The sequence below is a fragment of the Sphingomonas sp. HMP6 genome (assembly GCF_013374095.1).
Taxonomy (GTDB): Bacteria; Pseudomonadota; Alphaproteobacteria; order Sphingomonadales; family Sphingomonadaceae; genus Sphingomonas.
In genome coordinates this window covers 2,021,211-2,042,490 of the sequence record NZ_AP022672.1, presented here as the reverse complement: position 1 = coordinate 2,042,490, position 21,280 = coordinate 2,021,211, and the positions used below count along the sequence as shown (strand labels likewise).

The 21,280-nt window shown below is 67.7% G+C and carries 16 protein-coding genes and 1 pseudogene; 11 read left to right on the top strand and 6 right to left on the bottom strand.

Translation table 11 applies throughout. The features are described 5' to 3' along the window. Nucleotides 1–81: 81 nt before the first annotated feature. The 3 genes from kduI to HMP06_RS10080 all read right to left on the bottom strand — a co-directional run bounded on the left by kduI (nt 82) and on the right by HMP06_RS10080 (nt 3,478). On the bottom strand, nt 82–924 hold the full coding sequence (gene kduI / locus HMP06_RS10090) for a 5-dehydro-4-deoxy-D-glucuronate isomerase (protein WP_176496977.1): 843 nt from the start codon (nt 922–924) through the stop codon (nt 82–84). A gap of 16 nt (nt 925–940) precedes the next feature. Further along, nucleotides 941–2,383: a glucuronate isomerase gene (uxaC, locus tag HMP06_RS10085; RefSeq protein WP_176496976.1), complete on the bottom strand. Its 1,443-nt coding sequence runs from the start codon at nt 2,381–2,383 to the stop codon at nt 941–943. Nucleotides 2,384–2,452: 69 nt separating this feature from the next. Further along, nucleotides 2,453–3,478, bottom strand: a complete 1,026-nt coding sequence (locus tag HMP06_RS10080) for a LacI family DNA-binding transcriptional regulator (protein WP_176496975.1) — start codon at nt 3,476–3,478, stop codon at nt 2,453–2,455. A gap of 112 nt (nt 3,479–3,590) precedes the next feature. Here HMP06_RS10080 and HMP06_RS10075 point away from each other — a divergent pair, with 112 nt between their 5' ends. The 7 genes and pseudogenes from HMP06_RS10075 to HMP06_RS10045 all read left to right on the top strand — a co-directional run. Next, entirely contained in the window at nt 3,591–5,087 is a 1,497-nt protein-coding gene (locus HMP06_RS10075; RefSeq protein ID WP_176496974.1) for a UxaA family hydrolase, read from the top strand. Continuing rightward, nucleotides 5,084–6,523 carry a mannitol dehydrogenase family protein gene (locus HMP06_RS10070; protein ID WP_176496973.1) on the top strand — a complete coding sequence of 480 codons (1,440 nt, stop codon included), beginning with the start codon at nt 5,084–5,086 and terminating at the stop codon, nt 6,521–6,523. Before HMP06_RS10075 ends, HMP06_RS10070 begins: the two co-directional genes overlap by 4 nt. Before the next feature lie 83 nt (nt 6,524–6,606). Continuing rightward, on the top strand, nt 6,607–7,401 hold the full coding sequence (locus tag HMP06_RS10065; RefSeq protein WP_176496972.1) for a 2-keto-4-pentenoate hydratase: 795 nt from the start codon (nt 6,607–6,609) through the stop codon (nt 7,399–7,401). A gap of 46 nt (nt 7,402–7,447) precedes the next feature. Next, nucleotides 7,448–8,749, top strand: a complete 1,302-nt coding sequence (locus tag HMP06_RS10060; RefSeq protein WP_176496971.1) for an MFS transporter — start codon at nt 7,448–7,450, stop codon at nt 8,747–8,749. Further along, nucleotides 8,739–12,506 (top strand): LamG domain-containing protein, encoded by a 3,768-nt coding sequence (locus HMP06_RS10055; protein WP_176496970.1) that lies wholly within the window; start codon nt 8,739–8,741, stop codon nt 12,504–12,506. The genes HMP06_RS10060 and HMP06_RS10055 overlap by 11 nt, the downstream gene beginning before the upstream one ends. Beyond that, nucleotides 12,503–13,690 carry a DUF885 family protein gene (locus HMP06_RS10050; RefSeq protein ID WP_176496969.1) on the top strand — a complete coding sequence of 396 codons (1,188 nt, stop codon included), beginning with the start codon at nt 12,503–12,505 and terminating at the stop codon, nt 13,688–13,690. Before HMP06_RS10055 ends, HMP06_RS10050 begins: the two co-directional genes overlap by 4 nt. Beyond that, nucleotides 13,687–14,024: pseudogene (locus HMP06_RS10045) on the top strand (hypothetical protein); the annotation flags it as partial. The gene HMP06_RS10050 and the pseudogene HMP06_RS10045, both read left to right, overlap by 4 nt. Before the next feature lie 35 nt (nt 14,025–14,059). Here HMP06_RS10045 and HMP06_RS10040 read toward each other — a convergent pair. Beyond that, the gene (locus tag HMP06_RS10040; protein WP_176495224.1) at nt 14,060–14,209 is read right to left on the bottom strand and encodes a hypothetical protein; all 150 of its coding nucleotides are present in this window, start codon (nt 14,207–14,209) and stop codon (nt 14,060–14,062) included. Nucleotides 14,210–14,338: 129 nt separating this feature from the next. On the opposite strand from HMP06_RS10040, the gene HMP06_RS10035 reads away from it, so the two are divergent. From HMP06_RS10035 to HMP06_RS10020, 4 genes are read left to right on the top strand one after another with little or no spacing between them, the layout of a single operon-like run. Continuing rightward, nucleotides 14,339–17,878 carry a hydantoinase B/oxoprolinase family protein gene (locus HMP06_RS10035; RefSeq protein WP_176496968.1) on the top strand — a complete coding sequence of 1,180 codons (3,540 nt, stop codon included), beginning with the start codon at nt 14,339–14,341 and terminating at the stop codon, nt 17,876–17,878. Further along, nucleotides 17,879–18,532 carry a DUF969 domain-containing protein gene (locus tag HMP06_RS10030; RefSeq protein ID WP_176496967.1) on the top strand — a complete coding sequence of 218 codons (654 nt, stop codon included), beginning with the start codon at nt 17,879–17,881 and terminating at the stop codon, nt 18,530–18,532. Further along, nucleotides 18,529–19,470 (top strand): DUF979 domain-containing protein, encoded by a 942-nt coding sequence (locus HMP06_RS10025; RefSeq protein WP_176496966.1) that lies wholly within the window; start codon nt 18,529–18,531, stop codon nt 19,468–19,470. Before HMP06_RS10030 ends, HMP06_RS10025 begins: the two co-directional genes overlap by 4 nt. Then, complete coding sequence (locus tag HMP06_RS10020) at nt 19,470–20,447, top strand: DUF2891 domain-containing protein (protein ID WP_176496965.1); 978 nt, start codon at nt 19,470–19,472, stop codon at nt 20,445–20,447. The genes HMP06_RS10025 and HMP06_RS10020 overlap by 1 nt, the downstream gene beginning before the upstream one ends. Nucleotides 20,448–20,600: 153 nt before the next feature. Here the strand turns inward: HMP06_RS10020 and HMP06_RS10015 are convergent, their stop codons facing one another. Then, nucleotides 20,601–20,792, bottom strand: a complete 192-nt coding sequence (locus HMP06_RS10015) for a hypothetical protein (protein ID WP_176496964.1) — start codon at nt 20,790–20,792, stop codon at nt 20,601–20,603. Beyond that, nucleotides 20,789–21,277 (bottom strand): VOC family protein, encoded by a 489-nt coding sequence (locus HMP06_RS10010; RefSeq protein ID WP_176496963.1) that lies wholly within the window; start codon nt 21,275–21,277, stop codon nt 20,789–20,791. Before HMP06_RS10010 ends, HMP06_RS10015 begins: the two co-directional genes overlap by 4 nt. Nucleotides 21,278–21,280: the final 3 nt, after the last annotated feature.

Below are 21,280 nucleotides of genomic sequence, written 5' to 3'. Positions count from 1 at the left end.
GACCGACAGGCCCTCCCCCGACCCCTCCCGCAAGCGGGCAGGGAGATTTAGAGTCCTCCCGCACGCGGGAGGGGAAGACACTCACGCCAGCTGGCAGATATCCAGCACGCTCATGTCGGTATAATCCTGATTCTCGCCCGCCATCGCCCAGATGAAGGCATAGGCCTTGGTGCCAGACCCCATGTGGATCGACCACGGCGGCGAAATCACGGCTTCCTCGTTCGCCATCACGATGTGGCGGGTCGCTTCGCCTTCGCCCATGTAATGGAACACGCGGTCCTTCTCGAGATCGTCGAGCTCGAAGTAGAAATAGATTTCGCTGCGGCGCTCGTGAATGTGCGGCGGCATCGTGTTCCACACCGAACCGGGCTTCAGCACGGTCAGGCCCATCACCAATTGCGCGCTGTCGCAAATGCCGGGGATGACCATCTGATAGATCGTCCGCTCGTTCGACTCGGCGAGCGTCCCGCGCTCCAGCGCCGTTGCATCGGCGACCGAAATCATGCGCGTGGTGAACGCCTTATGCGCCGGGCACGACGCCAGATAGAAACGCGCGCCGTCGCCTGCGAACTGCACGTCCTTCGCGCCCATCGTGACATACAGGCAATCCTTGTTGCCCAGCGTGAAGACCTCGCCGTCGACGGTGACGGTGCCGTCCACATTGCCGACATTGACCACCGCCAGTTCGCGCCGCTCAAGGAAGGGGTGGCCCGCCGCCGAGGCTGGCTCGGTCTGGTCGGGCAGCTTCACCGCACCGCCCGCCACCGCCACGCCACCGATCACGAAGCGATCGGCGTGGGTGTAATTCAGCACGCATTCGCCCGCGCGGAACAGGTCCTGGATCAGATAGCGGTCGCGGAGTTCGTCATTGGAGACGCACTCCATCATGTCGGGATGCGTGGCGTAATAGGTACGGTCGAACATGGGGGGAGGCTCCGGGTCAGGCTGCCTGGGCAGCGATTGCAGGGGAATCGATCTTGTAGGCGCGCCGCACCAGCCCGCTGGTCAGCTCATGCGCCAGCTCGGCGGCTTCCCAATCGGCAATGCGGTGTTCGGCCACCAGCCGCGCGAGGAAACCGCAATCGACGCGCCGCGCGACGTCATGCCGCGCCGGGATCGACAGGAACGCGCGCGTATCGTCGTTGAAGCCAACGGTGTTGTAGAATCCAGCCGTCTCGGTCGTCATCTCGCGGAAGCGGCGCATCCCCTCGGGACTGTCATGGAACCACCAGCTCGGGCCAAGCTTCAGGCACGGATAATGGCCGGCGAGCGGTGCCAGTTCGCGCGCGTACACGCTCTTGTCGAGCGTGAAGAGGATGATCGAAAGCTCGGTCGAACTGCCGAACCGGTCGAGCAGCGGCTTCAGCGCATGGACGTATTCGATGCGCACCGGCAGGTCGGCACCCTTGTCGCGCCCGTGGCTGGCGAACAACGCGGCATTATGATTGCGGAAGGCACCGGGGTGGATTTGCATCACCATCCCGTCTTCGATCGACATGCCCGCCATCTCGGTCAGCATCTGCGCGCGGAACAGCTCGGCATCGGCCGGGGTCCAGCTGCCGCCGACGATCTTCGCGAACAGCGCCTCGGCCTCGGGCGCTGAGAGGTTGGCGGTCTGCGCGGTCGGGTGGCCGTGGTCGGTCGCGGTCGCGCCACAGCGGCGGAAATCGGCGCGGCGCTTGCGGTGCGCGGCGAGATAGCCCTTCCAGCTATAGGCATCCTCCCCGGTCAGCTCGGCAAAGCGCGCCATCGCCCCGGCGAACTGCTCATGCTCGACGTCGATCACGCCATCGGGACGATAGGTGGTGACGACGCGCCCGCCCCAGCCCGAGGCGCGCACGCGCTGATGCGCGCCGAGATCGTCCTGCGCGCCTTCGGTGGTGGCAAGGAAGTCGATCTTGAAGCGATCGAACAAAGCGCGCGGGCGGAACGCCGGGGTGGCGAGCTTTTCGGCGATCGTGTCGAAATACAGGTCGGCGGTACCGGCCTCCAGCGCCACGTCGAACCCGAACACCTCGGCAAAGACATGGTCGAACCACAATCGCGACGGCGTGCCGCGGAACAGGTGATAATTCTGCGCGAACACCGCCCACGCCGCGCGCGGATCGGTCGCGGGGGTGCCGCTGCGCCGCGGGATCGCCAGCGCGTCGAGCGCGATGCCCTGACTGTGCAACATGCGATAAATATAGTGGTCTGGCGCGAGCAACAGGCTGGTCGCATCGGTCCACGCCGCATTGTCGGCGAACCACCCGGCATCGGTATGACCGTGCGGGCTGACGATCGGCAGGTCGGCGATCTCGGCGTACAGCGTGCGCGCGATGGCGCGCGTTGCCGGATCCGCTGGGAACAGGCGGTCGGGGTGCAGTTCGAGCGGTCGTGCCATACTAATCCTCCCTGCCATCTTCTTGTTATGGCGTGCTGGTAACCGGTGTCAGACGCCCTCGCAAGCGCCTTAATGCGATGGCGGCGACACCGATCCACGCCGAATCAACGTGGACAGGAACAGCGATGGTTCCTCGACCAGGGCCTCCCCGTCCAGCCCCGCCGTCAATTTCAGCGCGGCGGAGCGTGCCATCGACGCGATCGGCCAGCGCACCGTGGTGAGCGGTGGCCAGACGTGTGCCGCGACCGGCGTATCGTCGAACCCGACGATCGACAAATCGTGCGGAATTTCGAGGCCGCGTTGCCGCGCGGCGTGGATTACGCCCGCCGCCATCTCATCGTTGCTGGCGAAGATCGCGGTCGGGCGCGGCATCAGGTCGAGCAGACGCTCCGCCGCGGTCAGGCCCGATTCGAAGGTGTAATCGCCGTCGGCGATCATGCTACGCGGCAGCGCGATCCCGGCCTTGGACAGCGCCTCCTCGAACCCCAGCCGCCGTTCGCGCGCCGAGCGGAAGCCGTGCGGTCCGGCGATCAGCCCGATCCGGCGGTGCCCCTGCGCGATCAGATATTCGGTCGCGCCGCGCACCGCCTCCAGATCGTTCGAGGCGACCATATGATCGTTATCGTCGAGCGGGGCGGAGCCCATGCGAACATAGCGGCAGCCGATTTCGGCGCACAACTTGGCGATCGTGTCATTTTCGCTGATCGGCGGCAGCAGGACGAGCCCGAACAGACGCTGCCGCTCCAGAAAATGCCGCAGATCGACCAGCATCGTCGCCGATCCGCGATCGACCGGGCGCACCACCAGTTCGAATTCGGTGCCGTGCAGCGCTTCCAGGATGCCCTGCTGCACGTTCATCACCATTTGCGCGTTGGGATTGTCGTGCACCAGGCCAATCAGGAAATTGCGCCTGAGCGCCAGCGCGCGCGCTTGCGGGTTGGGAATATAGCCCAGACTCCCGATGACATCTTCGACCCGGCGGCGCGTGTCGTCGTTGAGCAACGGCGAGCGGTTGATGACCCGGCTGACGGTCTTTTTCGATACGCCCGCGATGCGGGCGACATCGTTGATCGTCGGCTGGCCTGTGCTCTTCATGTCTTCCGCATAACTGTGGCGGGGCTGGCTTGGCTAGTGCAGCGGCGGCTTGCCAACGGCCCCACGCCTGAGGCAAAGGCTTGATACCGGTTACCAAGGTTAGTATCTGCGCGTGTCCAAAGCCCTGCTGGTCCATCCCGACGATAGCGTCGCAACGCTGGTCGAACCGGTCGCGGCGGGCGAAAGCGTGACCTTTGCGGCGCAAGTCGTAACCGCACTGTCCGACGTGCCGAGCGGCCACAAGGTTGCGATCCGCGCCATCGCGGCGCGCGATCCGGTGGTGAAATTCGGCTTCCCGATCGGCACCGCGCGCGCCGACATCGCGATCGGCGCACATGTCCACACCCACAATCTCGCCACCGCGCTCGACGGCACGCTCGATTATCGCTTCACGCAGGCGGTGCCGGTCCTGCGGCAAACAGAGGCGGAGACGGCCACCTTCCAAGGCTATGTCCGCAGCGACGGCCGGGTCGGCACGCGCAACGAGATCTGGGTCCTGCCGACGGTCGGTTGCGTCGCGCGCACAGCGACGCGGATCGCCGCGCTGGCGGATGCGGCGCTGGCCGATGCCGCTCATGGGGGCGCGGTCGACGGCGTCCATGCCTTCACGCACCCGTTCGGCTGCTCGCAATTGGGCGAAGATCTGGCGGGCACGCGCAGCATTCTGGCGGCGTTGGCCTGTCACCCCAATGCCGGCGGCGTGCTGATCGTCGGGCTGGGCTGCGAATCGAATCAGATTGCCGCGCTGCTCGCCGAAATTCCCGAAGCGCGGCGCGGCGTGATCCGCACGCTCTCCACCCAACTCGCGGGCGACGAAATCGACGAGGGCGTGGCGCTGGTCGCCGAACTCGTCGCGCAAGCGCGGAGCGAACGCACTACCGTCGGCATCGACAAGCTCGTGCTCGGCGTGAAATGCGGCGGGTCGGACGGGCTGTCCGGGCTGACCGCCAACCCGCTGGTCGGGCGGATGAGCGAGCGCGTGGTCGATGCCGGCGGCGCGGTGCTGCTGACCGAAATCCCCGAGATGTTCGGTGCCGAACGCCTGTTGATGGACCGCGCGGCGGATGAAGGCGTGTTCGATCGTACCGTAAAAATGGTCAACGATTTCAAACGCTATTTCCTCGACCACGGCGAGCCGGTGTCGGAAAATCCGTCGCCGGGGAACCTCGCTGGCGGCATCACCACGCTCGAGGAAAAGTCGCTCGGCGCGGTGCAAAAGGCGGGCAGGGCGACCGTGTCCGACGTGATCCCGTATGGCGGGAAAGTGGCGCGCACCGGGCTGACGCTGCTGGAGGCACCAGGCAACGATGCCGTATCCTGCACGGCGCTCGCGGCGGCGGGCGCGACCGCGATCCTGTTCACCACCGGGCGCGGCACCCCGCTCGGTTTTCCCGTCCCGACGATCAAGATCGCCTCGAACAGCGGCCTCGCCGCGCGCAAACCCGGCTGGATCGATTTCGATGCGGGCGCGGTGCTCGATCGCGGGTTCGATGCGGTGGCGGAGGATCTGCTCGCAATATTATGCGATATCGCATCGGGCGCGCCGACCGCCGCCGAACGCAATTGCGAACGCGAAATCGCCATCTGGAAGCGCGGAGTAACGCTATGAACCGGCTCGATTACGCGGCGCTCGTCGATCTGCCCGCGGGCGTCGCGCGCCCGAACCGGAGCGGCCCGCCGACCACCGGCATCGTCCATTTCGGACCTGGCGCCTTCCACCGCGCGCATCAGGCCGCCTATATCGACACGCTGCTGGCGAGCGAGCCCGGCTGGGGCATCGCCGCGGTCTCGTTGCGCAGCGCGGGCACGGTCGCGGCACTGGCCGAACAGCAGGGCCTGTACACGCTCGCCGTGCGCGACGCGGAATCGTCGTTCCGCGTGATCGGCGCGCACAGCCGCTTCCTCGGTCCCGACGATGCGGCGGAGACGCAGGCGTTGCTCGCCGATCCCGCAGTCCGGCTCGTGACGACCACCGTGACCGAGAAGGGCTATTGCCTGGCGAGCGATGGCGCGCTCGACCGCGCGCATCCCGACATCGTTCACGATCTCGCGCAACCCGCCGTACCGCGCAGCGTCATCGGCTGGATCGTCGGCGGCCTGGCTGCGCGGCACGCGCGCGACGTCGCGCCGTTCGTCGTCATGCCATGCGACAATCTCGCCGCCAATGGCGCGAAGCTCAAGGCGGCGCTGGTCGATTTCGCGCACGCCACTGCGCCCGCGATCGGCGACTGGATCGCGCAGCACGTCCTTGTGCCGGGCACGATGGTCGATTCGATCACCCCCGCCTCTGACGATGCGCTCTACAGCGATGTCGCGAGCGCGCTCGGCGTCGAGGATCGCGCCGCCGTGCAGCGCGAGGCGTTCACGCAATGGGTGATCGAGGATCTGGGCGATCCGGTCACGGCAGCACTCGGCCGCGCGGGCGCGACACTGACCAATAATGTCGCGGGGTATGAACAGGCCAAGCTGCGCATCCTCAACGGCACGCATTCGACGCTCGCCTACGCCGGTCTGCTGCGCGGCCATGCCAGCGTCGCCGAAGCGATGGACGATTCGGTTCTGGCCGAGTTCGTCGATGCGATGATCCGCACCGACATCATCCCCACGCTGACGCCGGTCGCCGGGCTCGATCTCGAAGCGTATCGCGCGGCGGTGCTGACGCGGTTTCGCAATCCGGTGATCGTCCACCGTCTCGATCAGATCGCGATCGATGGCAGCCAGAAAATCCCCTATCGGCTCGGCGACACGCTGCGCTGGCACCGCGCCCGCGGCGACATGCCTGGACATGTCGTCACCGCGATCGGCTGCTGGATCGCCTTCCTGATGCAGCGCGCGCGCGCCGGCGAGACGATCGTCGATGCCGCCGGCCCTGCGCTCACCGAGGCGGCGCAGAGTGGCGACGCGGCGGCGGTGCTCGGTCGCCTGATCGCTGCGCGGACCGGCTTTTCCGCCGATCTGGCGGAGGATTCGGTCGCGGCACAGGCCATCGCAGCGGCGGCGCAGCACGCATTCGACGGCGACTGGTCGCAACTTCATGGCCGGTAACGCACAGCCTCTTGTCAATGACACCGGTTTCCCATACCCACCGCTTAAGGGCCGCGTGACGGCCGAAGAGGGGATAAAGGCACGTGCAGCCTGACAGTTTGCAGGACAATATCGCGCAGATCGCGCATCGCTTCGTCACCGCACGGCGCGATGCGACGGCGCTCGTCGAATATCCGGGCACGATGCCGGCCGCGCTGGCCGAGGCCTATGCGATGCAAGACGCGGCGATCGCGCTGACCGATCGGCCGATCTCGGGTTGGAAGGTCGGGCGGATCAACCCGCCGATCGAAGGCTGCGACCGGCTTGCTGGACCCATCTTCGCCGACCAGACCTTCGTTGCCGAAGCGACGCCGCGCGCAATGACCGTTTACGCCGGCGGTTTCGCCGCCGCCGAGGCCGAATTCCTGCTGCGCATCGCCGCCACCCCCGATGCGTCCAAGCGCAGCTACACGCTGGCCGAGGCGACCGCCTTGATCGACCGGGTATGCGTCGGGATCGAGATTGCGAGCTCTCCGTTCGGCGGGATCAACGATCATGGCGCGCCGGTCACCGTTTCCGATTTCGGCAACAATAACGGGCTGGTGATCGGCCCGGAGGTGACCGGGTGGGACCAGATCGATATCAATGACTGGCCAGTGGAATTGACGATCGACGGCGAATCGACCGGGGTCGCGATGGCGTCCGATATGCTTGACGGCCCGTTCGGCGCGGCGCGCTTCCTGTTCGAACTGATGGCCGCGCGCGGCATCGCCTTGACCGCGGGACAATGGATCTCGACCGGGGCGGTCAGCGGGGTGCATCAAGTCGCGATCGGTGCGCAGGTCGCGGCGATCTTCGACAATCGGCTGACGGTGGAGTGTTCCATCGCCGCGCAATAGTCAGACGGCAGGCCCGGACATACGGGCCGCTGGTAGGGGAGTGAGCATGACGGCATCGAACGCGAGCGCGGGACTTTCGAGCCAGGCCGAGACACCGGGCACGACGGTTGGGCGGTATCGCTGGGTGATCTGCGCGCTGCTGTTTGCGGCGACCGCGATCAACTATGTCGATCGCCAGATGATCGGCTTGTTGAAGCCCCAGATCTCGAGCGAGTTCGGCTGGGACGAAAATGCCTATGCCGACGTCGTCTTCTGGTTTCAGGCGGCGTACGCGATCGGCTATGTCAGCTTTGGCTCGATCGTCGATCGGCTCGGCGCGCGGGTCGGCTATTCGGTGGCGTTCGTCATCTGGACGCTCGGCCACACGCTGTGCGGCTTTGCCGGATCGACACTGCAATTCGCTGGCGCACGTTTCGTGCTTGGGCTTGGCGAATCGGGCAATTTTCCGGCGGGCATCAAGGCCGTGTCGGAGTGGTTCCCCGCCCGCGAACGCGCCTTTGCCACCGGCCTCTTCAACGCTGGCGCCAATATCGGCGCGGTCATCACGCCCCTGATCGTGCCGGTCATCACGCTGGCATACGGCTGGCGCATGGCGTTCATCATCACCGGCGTGGCGAGCCTGGTGTGGCTGGTCGCGTGGATCGCGATCTACCGCCGTCCGCGCGAGACGGCGAAGCTGTCGACCGCCGAGCTTGCCTATATCGAAAGCGACCCGGCCGATTCGGCCGAGAAGATCAAGTGGACCCGCCTGCTCGGCTATCGCGAGACTTGGGCTTATGCGCTCGGCAAGTTCCTGATCGATCCGATCTGGTGGTTGTTCCTGTTCTGGACGCCGGATTTCCTGTCCAAGGCCTATCACCTCGATCTCAAGAGCTTCGGCCCGCCGCTCGTCGTGATCTATCTCATCTCCGATTTCGGCAGCATCGCGGGCGGCTGGTCTTCTTCGAAATTGATGAAGCGCGGCTGGTCCGCCAACCGTGCGCGCAAGACGACGATGCTGGTCTGCGCCTTCCTCGTCATGCCGATCTTCTTCGCGCAATATGTCGCCAATTTGTGGGCGGCGGTGGCGATCGTTGGACTGGCGACGGCGGCGCATCAGGCGTTTTCGGCCAATCTCTACACGATCCCGTCCGACATGTTTCCGCGTAAGGCGGTCGGATCGGTCGTCGGCATCGGCGGGATGGTCGGCGCGATCGGCGGGATGGGGATGGCGAAGTTCACCGGCTACATCCTTCAAACGACGGGCAGCTACACGCTGATCTTCGCGGTCGCGGGCAGCGTCTATCTGATCGCGGTCGGGGTGATCCATCTGCTCTCGCCACGGCTGGCGCGCATCGATGCGCTTTAAGGCGTCCGCCGCGCTCATCGCGCTGGTCGCCGCGTCTCCTGCGGTGGCGCAGGACGATACCGGCCTGCTGTTTCGCGTTTCCGCCGACAAGAGCCTCACCGCCGATGTCGCCGCGGGCGATCCGGTCCCCAATTTCCGCAGCGGCGTCGATGTCGTGCCGGACGGCGCGATCGGCGGTGCGGCACGCTGGGCCGATGACGGCTATGTCGCGTGGAAAGCCCCCGGCAACCTGCGCAGCCAGCGCGGCACGCTCGGCTTCTTCTGGCGCGCCCGCCAGCCGCTGGGCGAAGCACCGTTCGTCATTTTCCGCGCAGGCTTCGCCGATCATTCGAGCTGGGACATGGCGTTCCTGCGGATCGACTGGAACGGTCACGGCTTCGACGCCTTCGTCACCGATGCGAACCTGTCGCGCGTCCGCGTGTCTTGGAAGATCGACGCGGTGCCAGCGGCCGATGCATGGAAGCACATCGCCTTCGCCTGGGACGAAACGACCGGCGTCCGCCTCTACGTCGACGGCAAGCTCGTGGCGCGCAAGGATCAGGTCGCCGATCTCGATTCCGGGCTCGACCAGTTCGGCCTCGCCGGACGCGTCATGTCGCCGCACCAGGTGCAAAGCCGCTACAATTTCATGCGCGGCAGCGATCTCGACGAAATCCGCGTGTACGACCGCATGCTCGGTGCCGCCGATGTCGCAGCACTCGCCGACAAGCGCGAACCCGCCGCCGCGCCGCAGCCAGAGGCTGCACCGCGCCGCACCGCCTGGCTGCACCGCTATGGCTGGGATAAAGGCCTGCCGCCGTTGCTCGACGCGCCCGTCACCAGCGTCCGCAAGGTCGAATTCGCTGACGCAAAGGACCTCAAGCAATGGATGTGGAAGGGCGTCGACGGCATTGCCGAGACGACCTGGCCCGGCGTCTACAACCGCTCCAAACTGCCCGGCCGCGATGATTATTTCGAGCTGCCCGATTGGAACGTCTATGTCGAAGGCGGCAAGCGCTACGACCTGACCGTGCCGCCGGGCGAGCGTTTCAACCGCGTCGAAATCCGCGGCGCGGCGTATGGCGCGCTGCTGTGGAACGGCACCCCCGTCGCTGCCCGCGCACAAGGCGTGGTGCGTAGCGTTGATGCGCTGACCGAGCGCAAAGGCGGCACGCTCAGCTTCGTCAACACGATGCAGGAACAGCCGATCCAGGAGGTGTGGGCCTATGACGTGCGCGCCGGGGCCGAGCCGGCGGGCCGTTTCAAACTTTCCTTCACCGTCGATTCCGCCGCCTCGACCCGGATCGCGGCGCTCGCCCCGCTCGAATCTTTCATCACCGGCCGTTACGCCCCCGACGAGCGCAGCACGGTCGTCGCCCTGCCAAGCTCGGGCATCAAGGCGGCGGTCGGCGCGGGTGCGGCCGGGTCTGGCGGCACCGCCATGCCCCGCGCGGCGGGCCTGCCGATCGTCCATGTCCTGATCCCCGCCAGCCTCGGCGATGCCTATCCCGATAAGCCGATCGCCCGCGCGTTCGATTATGGCTGGCAGAACCTCCACGACGGGCTCGACGGCATCGCGCTCGATTTGCCCGCGCTGAAGGGCACCGCCCCGATCGCGCTCAACATCCGCGTGAAAGACCCGCTCTGGCCCGCGCGCGACATGATCGATCTTTCGGTCTCGGTCCGCCCCGGCGAAGCGCGCACGCTGTGGCTCGATCTGCGCGACCGCATCCTGCCAAACGACAGCCTGTACCTCAGCATCGCCGCGTCCGATCCCGGCTTCGATGCAACTGCGCTCAACGGCGCAAAGATCCGGCTGGTGTTCAAGGACCGCGCCGCCGCTTTGCCCGAACACATTGCCGACCGGCTCAATCAAGTGCGCGACAATTGGGGTTTCCTAGTTGAGGAACACACCGCGTCCAAACGCGAAGCGCTCTACGCCCGCGTGTTCGCCGACATCAGCGATCTGCTCCGCGTCGATCCCGAAAATGTGCTGGCACGGCAATATTGGGCGGACATCGATTACCGCCCGGAAAACATGCCCGCGGTTCCTCAGCCGACCCCGCCGCCGGGCGTGCCGCTCTGGGCGTTCCGGCAGCTAGAGGACCTCAAGCTTACCAAGCAATTCGTCTCTTGGTGGATCGACAACCGCCAGGTGCCGTACGGCGATTTCGGCGGCGGCATTTCGGACGATACCGATCTGACCCAGCAATGGCCCGGCCTCGCGCTGATGGGGGTAGAGCCCGACAAGATCAACGCGTCGCTCCGCGCGCTGTCGGATGCGGCGTACAAGAACGGCATGAACGTGAATGGGCTCGGTTACCTCACCACCGATGAGCTGCACGCCTATGAAGAAGGGCTCAATTCCGACGCCGAGCGGCTGTATCTGAATTGGGGCGAGCCGATCGCGGTTGAACGGCTGATGGCGACGACCAGGGCGCTGCAAGGCGTCATCCTGCGCAACCCGGCGGGCCATCTCCACTTCGCCAGCAATTGGTATGGCGGGCGCAAGATGTACCGTGAAGGCGCGTGGGAATGGCAGAAACCCTATAGCTGGACCGTCCTGCACGGACCGATCCTGCTCGGCCTGTTCAACGCCAATCCAGCGGCGCGCGGTCTCGTCACCAGCACGGTCGACGGCTGGATGGCGCATGGCAAACAGGGTGCCGACGGCCAGTGGAGCTATCCCAACGAAATCAACTGGCGCAGCGATGCCGAGCGCGCTGGCGACGGCGGCGGCGTGACGACGCCGTTGCAATCCGCCTGGGCGGCGTGGCGCTTCACCGGCGATGCGACCTATCTCCGCCCGATCACCGCGCGGTTGGCCAAGAGCGCGGGCGGCCTGTCCGAATTCAACGAGAATGGCTTCACTGCTCTGCCCGACGGCGCGGCTTTGCTCGCGCGCGTGGCGAAGGGGGACGATGCGTTCGGACGCTACGCCGCCTGGTCGGCGCGCGGCGATTTGTCGGCGCTGGCCGCGCTCCACGGCGACGCGATCGCCGACAAGGCGCAGCACATGGCGCTCTACACCGAAGGGCATTGGTGGAGCGACCGCGTCGAACAGCCGAGCGAAATCCTCCAACGCGAACGGCTCGGCGGCATCGCGCTGCGGCGCAACCAGACCTGGCCTGGCAACACCGTGAGCTGGCGTTTCGACACGCCGGGTGCGGCCGAACAGGTCGCGATTCTGCTGCCCGTTGCAACCCGCCACCGCTTCCGCGTGATCGCCTACAACACCAGCGCGGTCGAGCAGCGCGCGACGATGACCGCATGGAACGTGACCGCGGGGACATGGTCGATGCAGGTGTCGGGTAGTCCCGACGAGGGCAAGACGCTCGCCGCCGCGAACACGCCGACGAAGGTGACGCTGGAACGCAGCGCATCGACCTCGCTGATCTTCGCGCCTGGCACCACGACGGTCGTCGATTTCGTACTGCAGACCCCCGGCACCCCGGTCGAGAGCCGCCCCGATCTCGGCATCGGGCGGAACGACGTAGCGGTAAAGGGACGCCGCGTGACGGTAACGGTCCATAGCCTCGGCTCGCTGCCGACGACGGCAGGGCGCGTATCGCTTGTCGGCAAGGACGTCGTCGCGACCGCGCTGGTCCCGCCGCTCGCCGCGCCGACCGATTTGCTGCCAAAAACCGTGACCGTGACGCTGACCATCCCCGCCGGGGTTGATCCCGACACGCTGACCGCGCGCGTGGCGCTCGCCGATCAAGCGGCCGAGGTGACGCAGCACAACAACGCCGTCGCACTCGCCGATCGCGCGCGGTGACGACGCGCCGCGCCGTGCTGGCCGGCGCGGCGGCGCTGGCACTGCTGCCGGGGCGGGGCAGGGTGCAGCGTGCCACGTTCCGCGCAGCGCTGGACGCGGTCGAGGCCAAGCTCGCAGATCCGCCAGCGGCGCTCGCCTTGCTCGACCGGATCGACCTGCGCGGCCTGACCGTGTCGCAGCAACTCGATCTCATCACCGCGCGCGCGGGCCTGCGCGCCGACCTCACGATCATGGCGGCGCGACCGCTCACGCCAGCGCTGCTGCTCCGCCGCAAAGTCGGCGACGGCATCGATCCCGCCGCCGCCGCGCGCCGCCTAGAGGCCGAATGCCGCCGCTGCGCAGCACGGGCCGATCACCTGTTCGCGCAACTCGGAGTACGCGGTGGCGATACCGGCGCGCGCTTCGCCGCGCTCTGGCGCGATCCGCGCTACCAATATCCCGACAGCGCGGCGGCGCTCGCCGACATGAACCACTGGCTGGCACGCTTCCGTGCCGCCGTCCCGACGCTGATCGGCGCGGTGCCGCCCTGGTGCCGCAACGTCACCGCAGCCCCGCCCACGCCCGCCGATCTCGCGACCGGACATCTCGGCTATCGCACGCTGCCCACGCCGACCACCGCTGGCGGCTATGTCCCAGATTTCGCGCGTCTCACCGACCGCCCAAGCTTCACCATGCCGAGCGTCGTCGCGCACGAACTGCTCCCCGGCCATATGATCCAGCTGGCGCTGGAGGCCGCCGCCGATCCGCACCCGTTGCGCCTGCGCTACGCCCCCGGTTTCGGCGAGGGCTGGGGCATCTATGCCGAGCGCCTGATCGCCGAGGCCGGTTTCTATGCGCGCCACCCGGAGGCCGAACTCGGCTATCTCCACTGGCGGCTGTTCCGCATTTGCCGCGCGCTCGTCGATTTCGCGATCCACGGCGAAGGCCTGTCGGTCCCGGACGCCCGCGCGCGCCTCGTCGCGTGGCAGGGGGAACCCGCCTATTTCGCGCCGTTCGACGCCGATCTCGCGCGGATCGTAAACGAACCGTTGGTCCGCACCGCCGAGATGCTCAGCGCGCTCAGCATCGAGGATGGCGCGCGCGGGCGCACCGGCAAGCGGCGCGCGCGCTATCACCACCTGCTGTTGGCCAACGGGCGGATGCGCAGCGACGAACTCGCCCGGCGCGCGGCCACGCTCGCATGAGAATCACCCGCCGCGACACGGTCGCGCCCGGCGCAAGCGGTGCGGCGCCGCTGCTTCCCACCGCCGCGCCCGCAGCTGCCGCACCGACCTATCGCCGGGAATATGACAACCACCGTATCGCCGATCTCGGCGGTGGGCGCCTCCTCAATCCGGTCCTGTCGGGCGACCGGCCCGATCCGGCGGTTCTGCATGTCTATGATCCGTGGCGCTGCCCGATCGACTGGATCGTCGAGGGCTTCTCGCCCGAACGCCCGAAGATCACGCGGCATGGCGGCCATTCTACCACATCACTGCGGTCGGCGGGTCGGCGGGTCCACCGACCGGCCGCCTGATCGCCAGTGGCTATGATGCGGCGCACCCGCTCAAACTTTATCTCGACAATGTCCGCTTCGCGCCGGGCACGACGTGGGAAACCGTCAACGCGCGTTTCCACATCGGCACGCGCGGCGCCGCGTCCGATCCGACGGCGGCACCCGGCCCCGCCGCTTCCCAGTCGACCGTACCGGGGAGCCGCTGCACGACGGCTTTCGTGCCCTTCCCGGAGCGCGGCTTGCGCGATTCCGGCGGAAGATGCGGCGTGGCGACGTCGCGTGTCTGCCGATCTTCCTCCCGGCTTGATCCGTCACGGCGGAAGTGAGAGACGGAAGGATGGCGGCATGGCAGTTCTGGATCGATCGCGGCGGCACCTTCACCGATGTCGTCGCCCGCACGCCTAGCGGCGAAGTCGTTACCGCTAAACTGCTGTCCGAAGACCCCGAACGCTATGCCGATGCTGCGGTCGAGGCGATCCGGCGGCTGACCGGCGGCGCGGACGTGCCGTTCGACCTGCGCATCGGCACCACCGTCGCGACCAATGCGCTGCTCGAGCGCAAGGGCGAGCCGACCGTCCTTGCGATCACGCGCGGCTTCGGCGATGCGCTGGTGATCGGACATCAGGAGCGCGCCGACATTTTCGCGCGCGACTTGGCACGCCCGGCACCGTTGTTCGCGCACGTCGTCGAGATGGATGAGCGGATCGCGGCGGACGGGAGCGTGCGCACCCCGCTCGACCGCGATGCCGCACGGGCCGGTTTGCAGGCGGCCTTCACTGCCGGTTTCCGGTCGATCGCGATCGTCCTGATGCACGGCTATCGCTTCACCGCGCATGAGGCGGCACTGGCCGAGCTCGCGGCGGCGATCGGCTTCACGCAAATCTCGGTCAGCCACCGCGTCGCGCCGCTGATCAAGCTGATCGGTCGCGGCGACACGACGTTGGTCGATGCCTATCTGTCGCCCGTGCTCGATCGCTACGTCGCGGGCCTTTCGGCGGCGCTCGGGCAGAACGCGCTGTTCATGCAATCCTCGGGCGGACTCGTCGATGGCGCAAGCTTCCGCGGCAAGGATGCGATCCTGTCGGGGCCGGCTGGCGGCATCGTCGGCATGGCGGCGACCGCACGCGAAGCCGGGCTGGAGCGCATCATCGGCTTCGATATGGGCGGCACCTCGACCGACGTGTCGCACTACGCCGGGGCCTATGAGCGCGATACCGAGACGCTGATCGCGGGCGCCCGCATCCGCGCGCCGATGCTGCGCATCCATACCGTCGCGGCGGGCGGCGGATCTATCTGCCGCTTCGATGGGCAGCGCCTGCTGGTCGGGCCGGAAAGCGCCGGTGCCGTCCCGGGGCCAGCCTGCTACCGGCGCGGCGGGCCGCTGACCGTCACCGATTGCAACGTGATGCTGGGCAAGCTGCGCCCGGACTTCTTCCCCGCGCTGTTCGGCGCGGCGGGCGATCAGCCGCTCGATCCCGTCGCGGTGGCGACGCGCTTTGCCGAGCTGCCGCTCGATCCTCATGCCGCCGCCGAAGGCTTCGTCGCGGTGGCGGTCGCGAACATGGCCAACGCGATCCGCAAGATCTCGGTCGCGCGCGGGCATGATGTCACGCGCTACACGCTCGCCTGCTTCGGCGGTGCGGGCGGGCAGCACGCCTGCCTGGTCGCCGATGCGCTGGGGATGGACCGGGTGATGATCCACCCGCTCGCGGGCGTGCTCTCGGCCTACGGCATGGGGCTGGCCGATCGCCGTGTGCTGCGCGAGCGGACGCTCGGCGCGGGGGTCGGCGAAAGCGCGGTGATCGAAGGCGCGTTTGACGCGCTGGCCGAGGAAGCGCAGCAGGCCCTGGTGGCGCAGGGCGTGGCAAGCGAGACCATCGTCGTCGAGCGCCGCGTGCATCTCCGCCGCGGCCAGACCGACCATACGATCGAGCTCGATTTCGCCGACACGAGCGCGATGACCACGGCCTTCGACACGGCCCACGTCGCGCAGTTCGGTTTCGCGAGTACACAACCCTTGATCGTCGATCGTCTCGTCGCCGAGGCGGTCGCGGCGAGTGCGCCGGTCGAGACGACGCTGGTGGATTTGCCGGATCGGCCCGCCGCGCCGCTCGCCGTCGTTCCGGTCTACATGGCAGGTGCATGGCACGACACGCCGGTGCTCGCGCGCGAGGGGCTGCCAGCCGGTCACGCGGTCGACGGCCCCGCGCTGATCATCGACCCCATGGCGACCACCGTCGTCGAACCCGGCTGGCGCGCGCGCGTCGATGCGATCGGCAATCTGCTGCTCGACCGCGTCGCCGCCCGCCAGACCGCCAGCATCGGCACCGCCAGCGACCCCGCCCGCCTCGCGATCTTCGCTGGCCTGTTCATGAGCATTGCCGAGGAGATGGGCGCCGCGCTGCAACGCTCCGCCGCCTCGGTCAACATTCGCGAGCGGCTCGATTTCTCCTGTGCCCTGTTCGATGCCGTGGGCAATCTCGTCGCCAACGCGCCGCACATCCCGGTGCACCTCGGTTCGATGGGCGAAAGCATCCGCACGATCCTGGACGCGCGCGGGAGTAGTGCAGACGGTCGCGGAATCCGCCGGGGCGACGCCTATGCGCTCAACGCGCCCTATCGCGGCGGCACGCATCTGCCCGACATCACCGTCATCATGCCGGTCTTCACCGACAGGAGCGACACGCCCGCCTGGTTCGTCGCCGCGCGCGGCCATCATGCCGATGTCGGCGGGATCACCCCCGGATCGATGCCGCCCGACAGCATCTCGGTCGCACAGGAAGGGGTGTTGCTCGACGATGAACTGGTGATGGACGAAGGGCATTTCCGTGAAGCCGAACTGCGCGCGCTCTTCGCCAGCGGACCCTATCCGGCGCGCAATATCGACCAGAATATCGCCGATCTCGCCGCACAGCTTGCTGCCTGCACGCGCGGCGCGGCGGGCCTCGCGCGGATCGCCGGTGAATATGGCGCGGATGTCGTCAGCGCGTATATGGAACACGTCCAGGCCAATGCCGACGCGGCGGCGCGGCGCTTGATCGCGCGGCTCGACGATGGCGCGTTCGCTTATGAAATGGACGACGGCGCGGTCGTCCGGGTCGCGATCCGCGTCGATCGCGCGGCAGAAGCCATGACAATCGATTTCGCCGGGACCAGCGACCAGCGCCCCAACAATTTCAACGCGCCGGTCTCGATCGTCCGCGCCGCCGTGCTCTACGTCCTGCGCGTGCTGCTCGATGAGGACGTGCCGCTCAACGACGGCTGCCTGCGCGGCGTCACGATCTGCGTGCCGGAGGGATCGATGCTCAACCCGCGCTTCCCGGCGGCGGTGGTGGCGGGCAATGTCGAAACCAGCCAGGTCGTCACCGACGCCGTGTTCGGCGCGCTCGGCGCAATGGCGGCGAGCCAGGGGACGATGAACAATTTCACCTTCGGCGATGCCACCTACCAATATTATGAGACGATCGCGGGCGGATCGGGCGCGGGGCCGACGCATGACGGCACCGCGGTGATCCAGACGCACATGACCAACAGCCGCCTGACCGACCCGGAAATCTTCGAAACGCGCTTTCCGGTGCTGCTGGAGGAATTTTCGATCCGCGCCGGGTCGGGCGGTGCTGGCACCCACAAAGGCGGCGACGGTGGGCTGCGGCGCGTGCGCTTCCTCGCCGATATGACCGCCTGCATCCTCGCGAACCGCCGCCGCGTGCCGCCGTTCGGTCTCGACGGCGGGACATCAGGTACCGTGGGCTCGGCCCGGATCGAACGCGCCGACGGATCGGTCGAATGCCTCGGATCGACCGCAAAGGTCGACATGCGCGCGGGCGACGTGTTCGTCATCGAAACGCCCGGCGGCGGCGGATTCGGAGGCGTTTGAATGCTTGTTCTGGCCGGTATCGCGGTGATCGTCGCGGGCTTCCTGTTGCGCTTCAACCCGCTGCTGGTCGTCGCGGTGTCGGCGCTGGTCACCGGGCTTGCCGCCGGGATCGATCCGCTCGCGATCCTCGCCGCGCTCGGCAAGGCGTTCAATGCCAATCGCTTTGTCAGCGCGATCTACATCGTCTTGCCTGTCATCGGCCTGCTCGAACGCCACGGCCTGCAGGAGCGCGCGCGGAGTGCCATCGCGGGCTTGCGCGGCGCGACGGTCGGGCGGCTGCTGATCGGCTATCTGCTGTTCCGCCAGATTACGTCGGCGCTCGGCCTCACCTCGATCGCAGGTCCCGCGCAAAGTGTCCGCCCGCTGGTCGCGCCAATGGCCGAGGCGGCGGCCGAGCGGCAAGGCGTGCCGCCGGGCGGCGACGCGATCCCGGCGCTGGCCGCGGCGACCGACAATATCGGGCTGTTCTTTGGCGAGGATATCTTCATCGCGATCGGATCGATCCTGCTGATGAAGGGCGTGCTGGAGGGCTATGGTATCACGATCCAGCCGCTGCATTTGTCGCTCTGGGCGATCCCGACCGCGATCGCGGCGTTGCTGATCCACGGCGGTCGCTTGTGGTGGCTCGATCGCCGCCTGGCGCGCGCCGCATGATCGGCACCAATTTCATCTACACCGTCGCCGGGCTGATGTTCGCAGGCTTCGCCTGGCTCAGCGCGACCGATCGCGGCAATGCCAAGCGCTTCGGCAATGCCGGTTTCTACGCGCTGTTGAGCGGGAGCTTCCTGTTCGGTGACCGGATCGGCGATCTCGGCAATGGCGTGCTGGTGCTCGGCCTCGTCGCCATCGCGGGCACTGGCGCGATGGGGCGCGGCGCGCGCGGCACCACCGGCGCGATCGAACGCCAGGCCGGGGCGGCACGGCGCGGCAACCGGCTGTTCCTGCCTGCGCTCGTCATCCCCGCGACCGCGCTGCTCGGCACCCTTGCCTTCAAGGGCGTACCCGCTTTGGTCGATCCCAAGCAGATCACGCTGGTCGCGCTCACCTGCGGCGTGCTGCTCGCGCTGGCGATCGGCTATGCCTGGTTCCGGCCCCGTCCCACCACGCCCTTTGCCGAGGGGCTGCGGCTGATGGACAGCGTCGGCTGGGCGGCGGTGCTGCCGCAGATGCTCGCGAGCCTCGGCGCGGTGTTCGCGCTCGCTGGGGTCGGCCAGGTCGTCGGCGGCATCGCCGGGGCGGCAATCCCCGCGGGCAGCCTGATCGGTGCGGTGCTGGTCTATGCGCTGGGCATGGCGGCGTTCACGATGGTGATGGGCAATGCCTTTGCCGCCTTCCCGGTGATGTTCGCGGCGGTCGCGATGCCGCTGCTGATCGGACGCCATCACGGCGACCCGGCGGTAATCGCGGCGATCGGAATGCTGGCGGGCTTTTGCGGGACGCTGATGACGCCGATGGCGGCGAACTTCAACCTGGTGCCCGCCGCCTTGCTCGACCTTAAGGACAAGAGCGCGGTGATCCGCGCGCAGATACCGACCGCGCTGCCGCTCTTGGCGGTCAATATCGCTTTGCTCTACTGGCTGGGATTCCGCTGATGCTCGATGCTGCCACCGCAGACCGCTTCGCCACGCTGACGCTCGGCCATCTCACGCGCGAATGGCCGTACCGGCTCGACCAAGTCCTGAACGGCCCGGCCGATCTCGCGCTCCCCAGCGCGCTGCACCCGATCTTCCACGGCAGCTTCGACTGGCACAGTTGCGTGCACGGCTGGTGGCAAGTGATGCGGCTCGCGCGCCTGTTCCCCGCGATGGGCCAGACCGCCGCGATCGAAGCGCTGGCCGACCGGATGCTGGTGCCCGAGCGTGTAGCGGGCGAAGTCGCCTATCTCGATCGACCGATGAGCGCCGGGTTCGAACGCCCCTATGGCTGGGGCTGGCTGCTCGCCTTGCACGGCGAACTCGCGCTCCGCCCCGACAAACCCTGGGCCGCCACGCTGGAACCGCTCGCCCGCGCCTTCGCCGCACGCTTTGCCGCTTACCTACCCAAGCTCGCCTATCCGGTCCGAAGCGGCAAGCATGACTGCACCGCCTTCGCGCTGATCCACGCGCTACGCTGGGCGCGCACGCATGACGCCGCGCTGGCTAAGCTGATCGAGGAACGATCGCGCGCCTGGTTCGGCGCGGACCGCGACGCCCGCCCATGGGAGCCGAGCGGCGAGGATTTCGTCTCGGCCACGTTGTGCGAGGCGGTCCTGATGCAGGCCGTCCTCGGCCCGGAGTTTCGTCCGTGGCTCGGTGCCTTCCTGCCCGATCCCTACGGCGCGCCGACCGCCTGCCTCCGCACCCCCGCGACCGTCACCGATCGCAGCGACGGTCGGCTCGCGCATCTCGACGGCTTGAACCTCGCGCGGGCGTGGTGCTGGCGCGCCCTTGCCGACGATTTGCCCGATCCAGCCGCGGCGCGCGCCATTGCCGATGCGCATCTCCAAGCCGCCCTGCCGCATTTGGCCGACGATTACATGGGCGAACATTGGCTCGCCACCTTCGCCCTGCTCGCGCTGACCGGGCGCTGACGGCGCTAGAGCGGGATGACATTAGCATGACCCGTTCGCCCTGAGCCTGTCGAAGGGCCGTGCAACAAGCAAGGGCTGGCGTGTTGCACGGGTGCTTCGACAAGCTCAGCACGAACGGATTGAGCGGTTGGATCGATCTAAGGTCATCCCGTTCTAACGCGTCGATGTCGCCGACAGGCTATGCCCCATCGCCATCAGCATGATCGCGGCAATGGTCGCCCCGGCACCGACGATCGCGATGGCGAGCGGGATGCTCGTCCCGCCCGCGATCAGGAACCCGCCGATCAGCGGCCCGACCACCGCGCCACCGCGTCCCACGCCGATCGCCAGACCCGTGCCCGTCACGCGCAACTCGGGCGGGTAGGACCGCGCCAATAGGGCGTAGAGGCCGACGATGCCGCCGAACACGCAAATCCCCGCCAGGAACGCCGTCGCCTGCAGCGCGGGCGCGACGGGCCGCGCGCCACGTCGCTCGATACTTCGAACGGCAGGCCGTCGGGTGAGAAGAAGCGGAAACCGTAGCCGCCGCCGAGTGCCTGAAGCTCCTGCGGGTCGAAGATGATTTTGCACCCGGCAGCGACGACCTTGTCGTGCAAAGCGTCCACATCCGCGCGGTCTGCCGCGGCCAGCGCGATCACGTCGATGCGCTGCTGCTCGGCCTGGCGCAGGCGCACGACGTGGTGTTCGTTATGCCCTTCGCACGCGAAATAGACCATGTCGTCCTGCGTGCCGACTTCGCGCAATTTCCAAACGTCGCGATAAAAGGCGCGCTCCGCCGCCAGGTCGGAAACGCCGTAGCCGACGTACCGGATTTCATTCACTCGTGCCATTGG

What these genes read in the sequence shown, in the direction of transcription:
- HMP06_RS10025 (WP_176496966.1), top strand. Translation starts at nt 18,529, where the DNA reads ATGATCGGCACCAATTTCATCTACACCGTCGCCGGGCTGATGTTCGCA.
- HMP06_RS10080 (WP_176496975.1), bottom strand. Translation starts at nt 3,478, where the DNA reads ATGAAGAGCACAGGCCAGCCGACGATCAACGATGTCGCCCGCATCGCG.
- HMP06_RS10060 (WP_176496971.1), top strand. Translation starts at nt 7,448, where the DNA reads ATGACGGCATCGAACGCGAGCGCGGGACTTTCGAGCCAGGCCGAGACA.
- HMP06_RS10030 (WP_176496967.1), top strand. Translation starts at nt 17,879, where the DNA reads ATGCTTGTTCTGGCCGGTATCGCGGTGATCGTCGCGGGCTTCCTGTTG.
- HMP06_RS10010 (WP_176496963.1), bottom strand. Translation starts at nt 21,277, where the DNA reads ATGGCACGAGTGAATGAAATCCGGTACGTCGGCTACGGCGTTTCCGAC.
- HMP06_RS10035 (WP_176496968.1), top strand. Translation starts at nt 14,339, where the DNA reads ATGGCGGCATGGCAGTTCTGGATCGATCGCGGCGGCACCTTCACCGAT.
- HMP06_RS10020 (WP_176496965.1), top strand. Translation starts at nt 19,470, where the DNA reads ATGCTCGATGCTGCCACCGCAGACCGCTTCGCCACGCTGACGCTCGGC.
- HMP06_RS10070 (WP_176496973.1), top strand. Translation starts at nt 5,084, where the DNA reads ATGAACCGGCTCGATTACGCGGCGCTCGTCGATCTGCCCGCGGGCGTC.
- HMP06_RS10055 (WP_176496970.1), top strand. Translation starts at nt 8,739, where the DNA reads ATGCGCTTTAAGGCGTCCGCCGCGCTCATCGCGCTGGTCGCCGCGTCT.
- kduI (WP_176496977.1), bottom strand. Translation starts at nt 924, where the DNA reads ATGTTCGACCGTACCTATTACGCCACGCATCCCGACATGATGGAGTGC.
- uxaC (WP_176496976.1), bottom strand. Translation starts at nt 2,383, where the DNA reads ATGGCACGACCGCTCGAACTGCACCCCGACCGCCTGTTCCCAGCGGAT.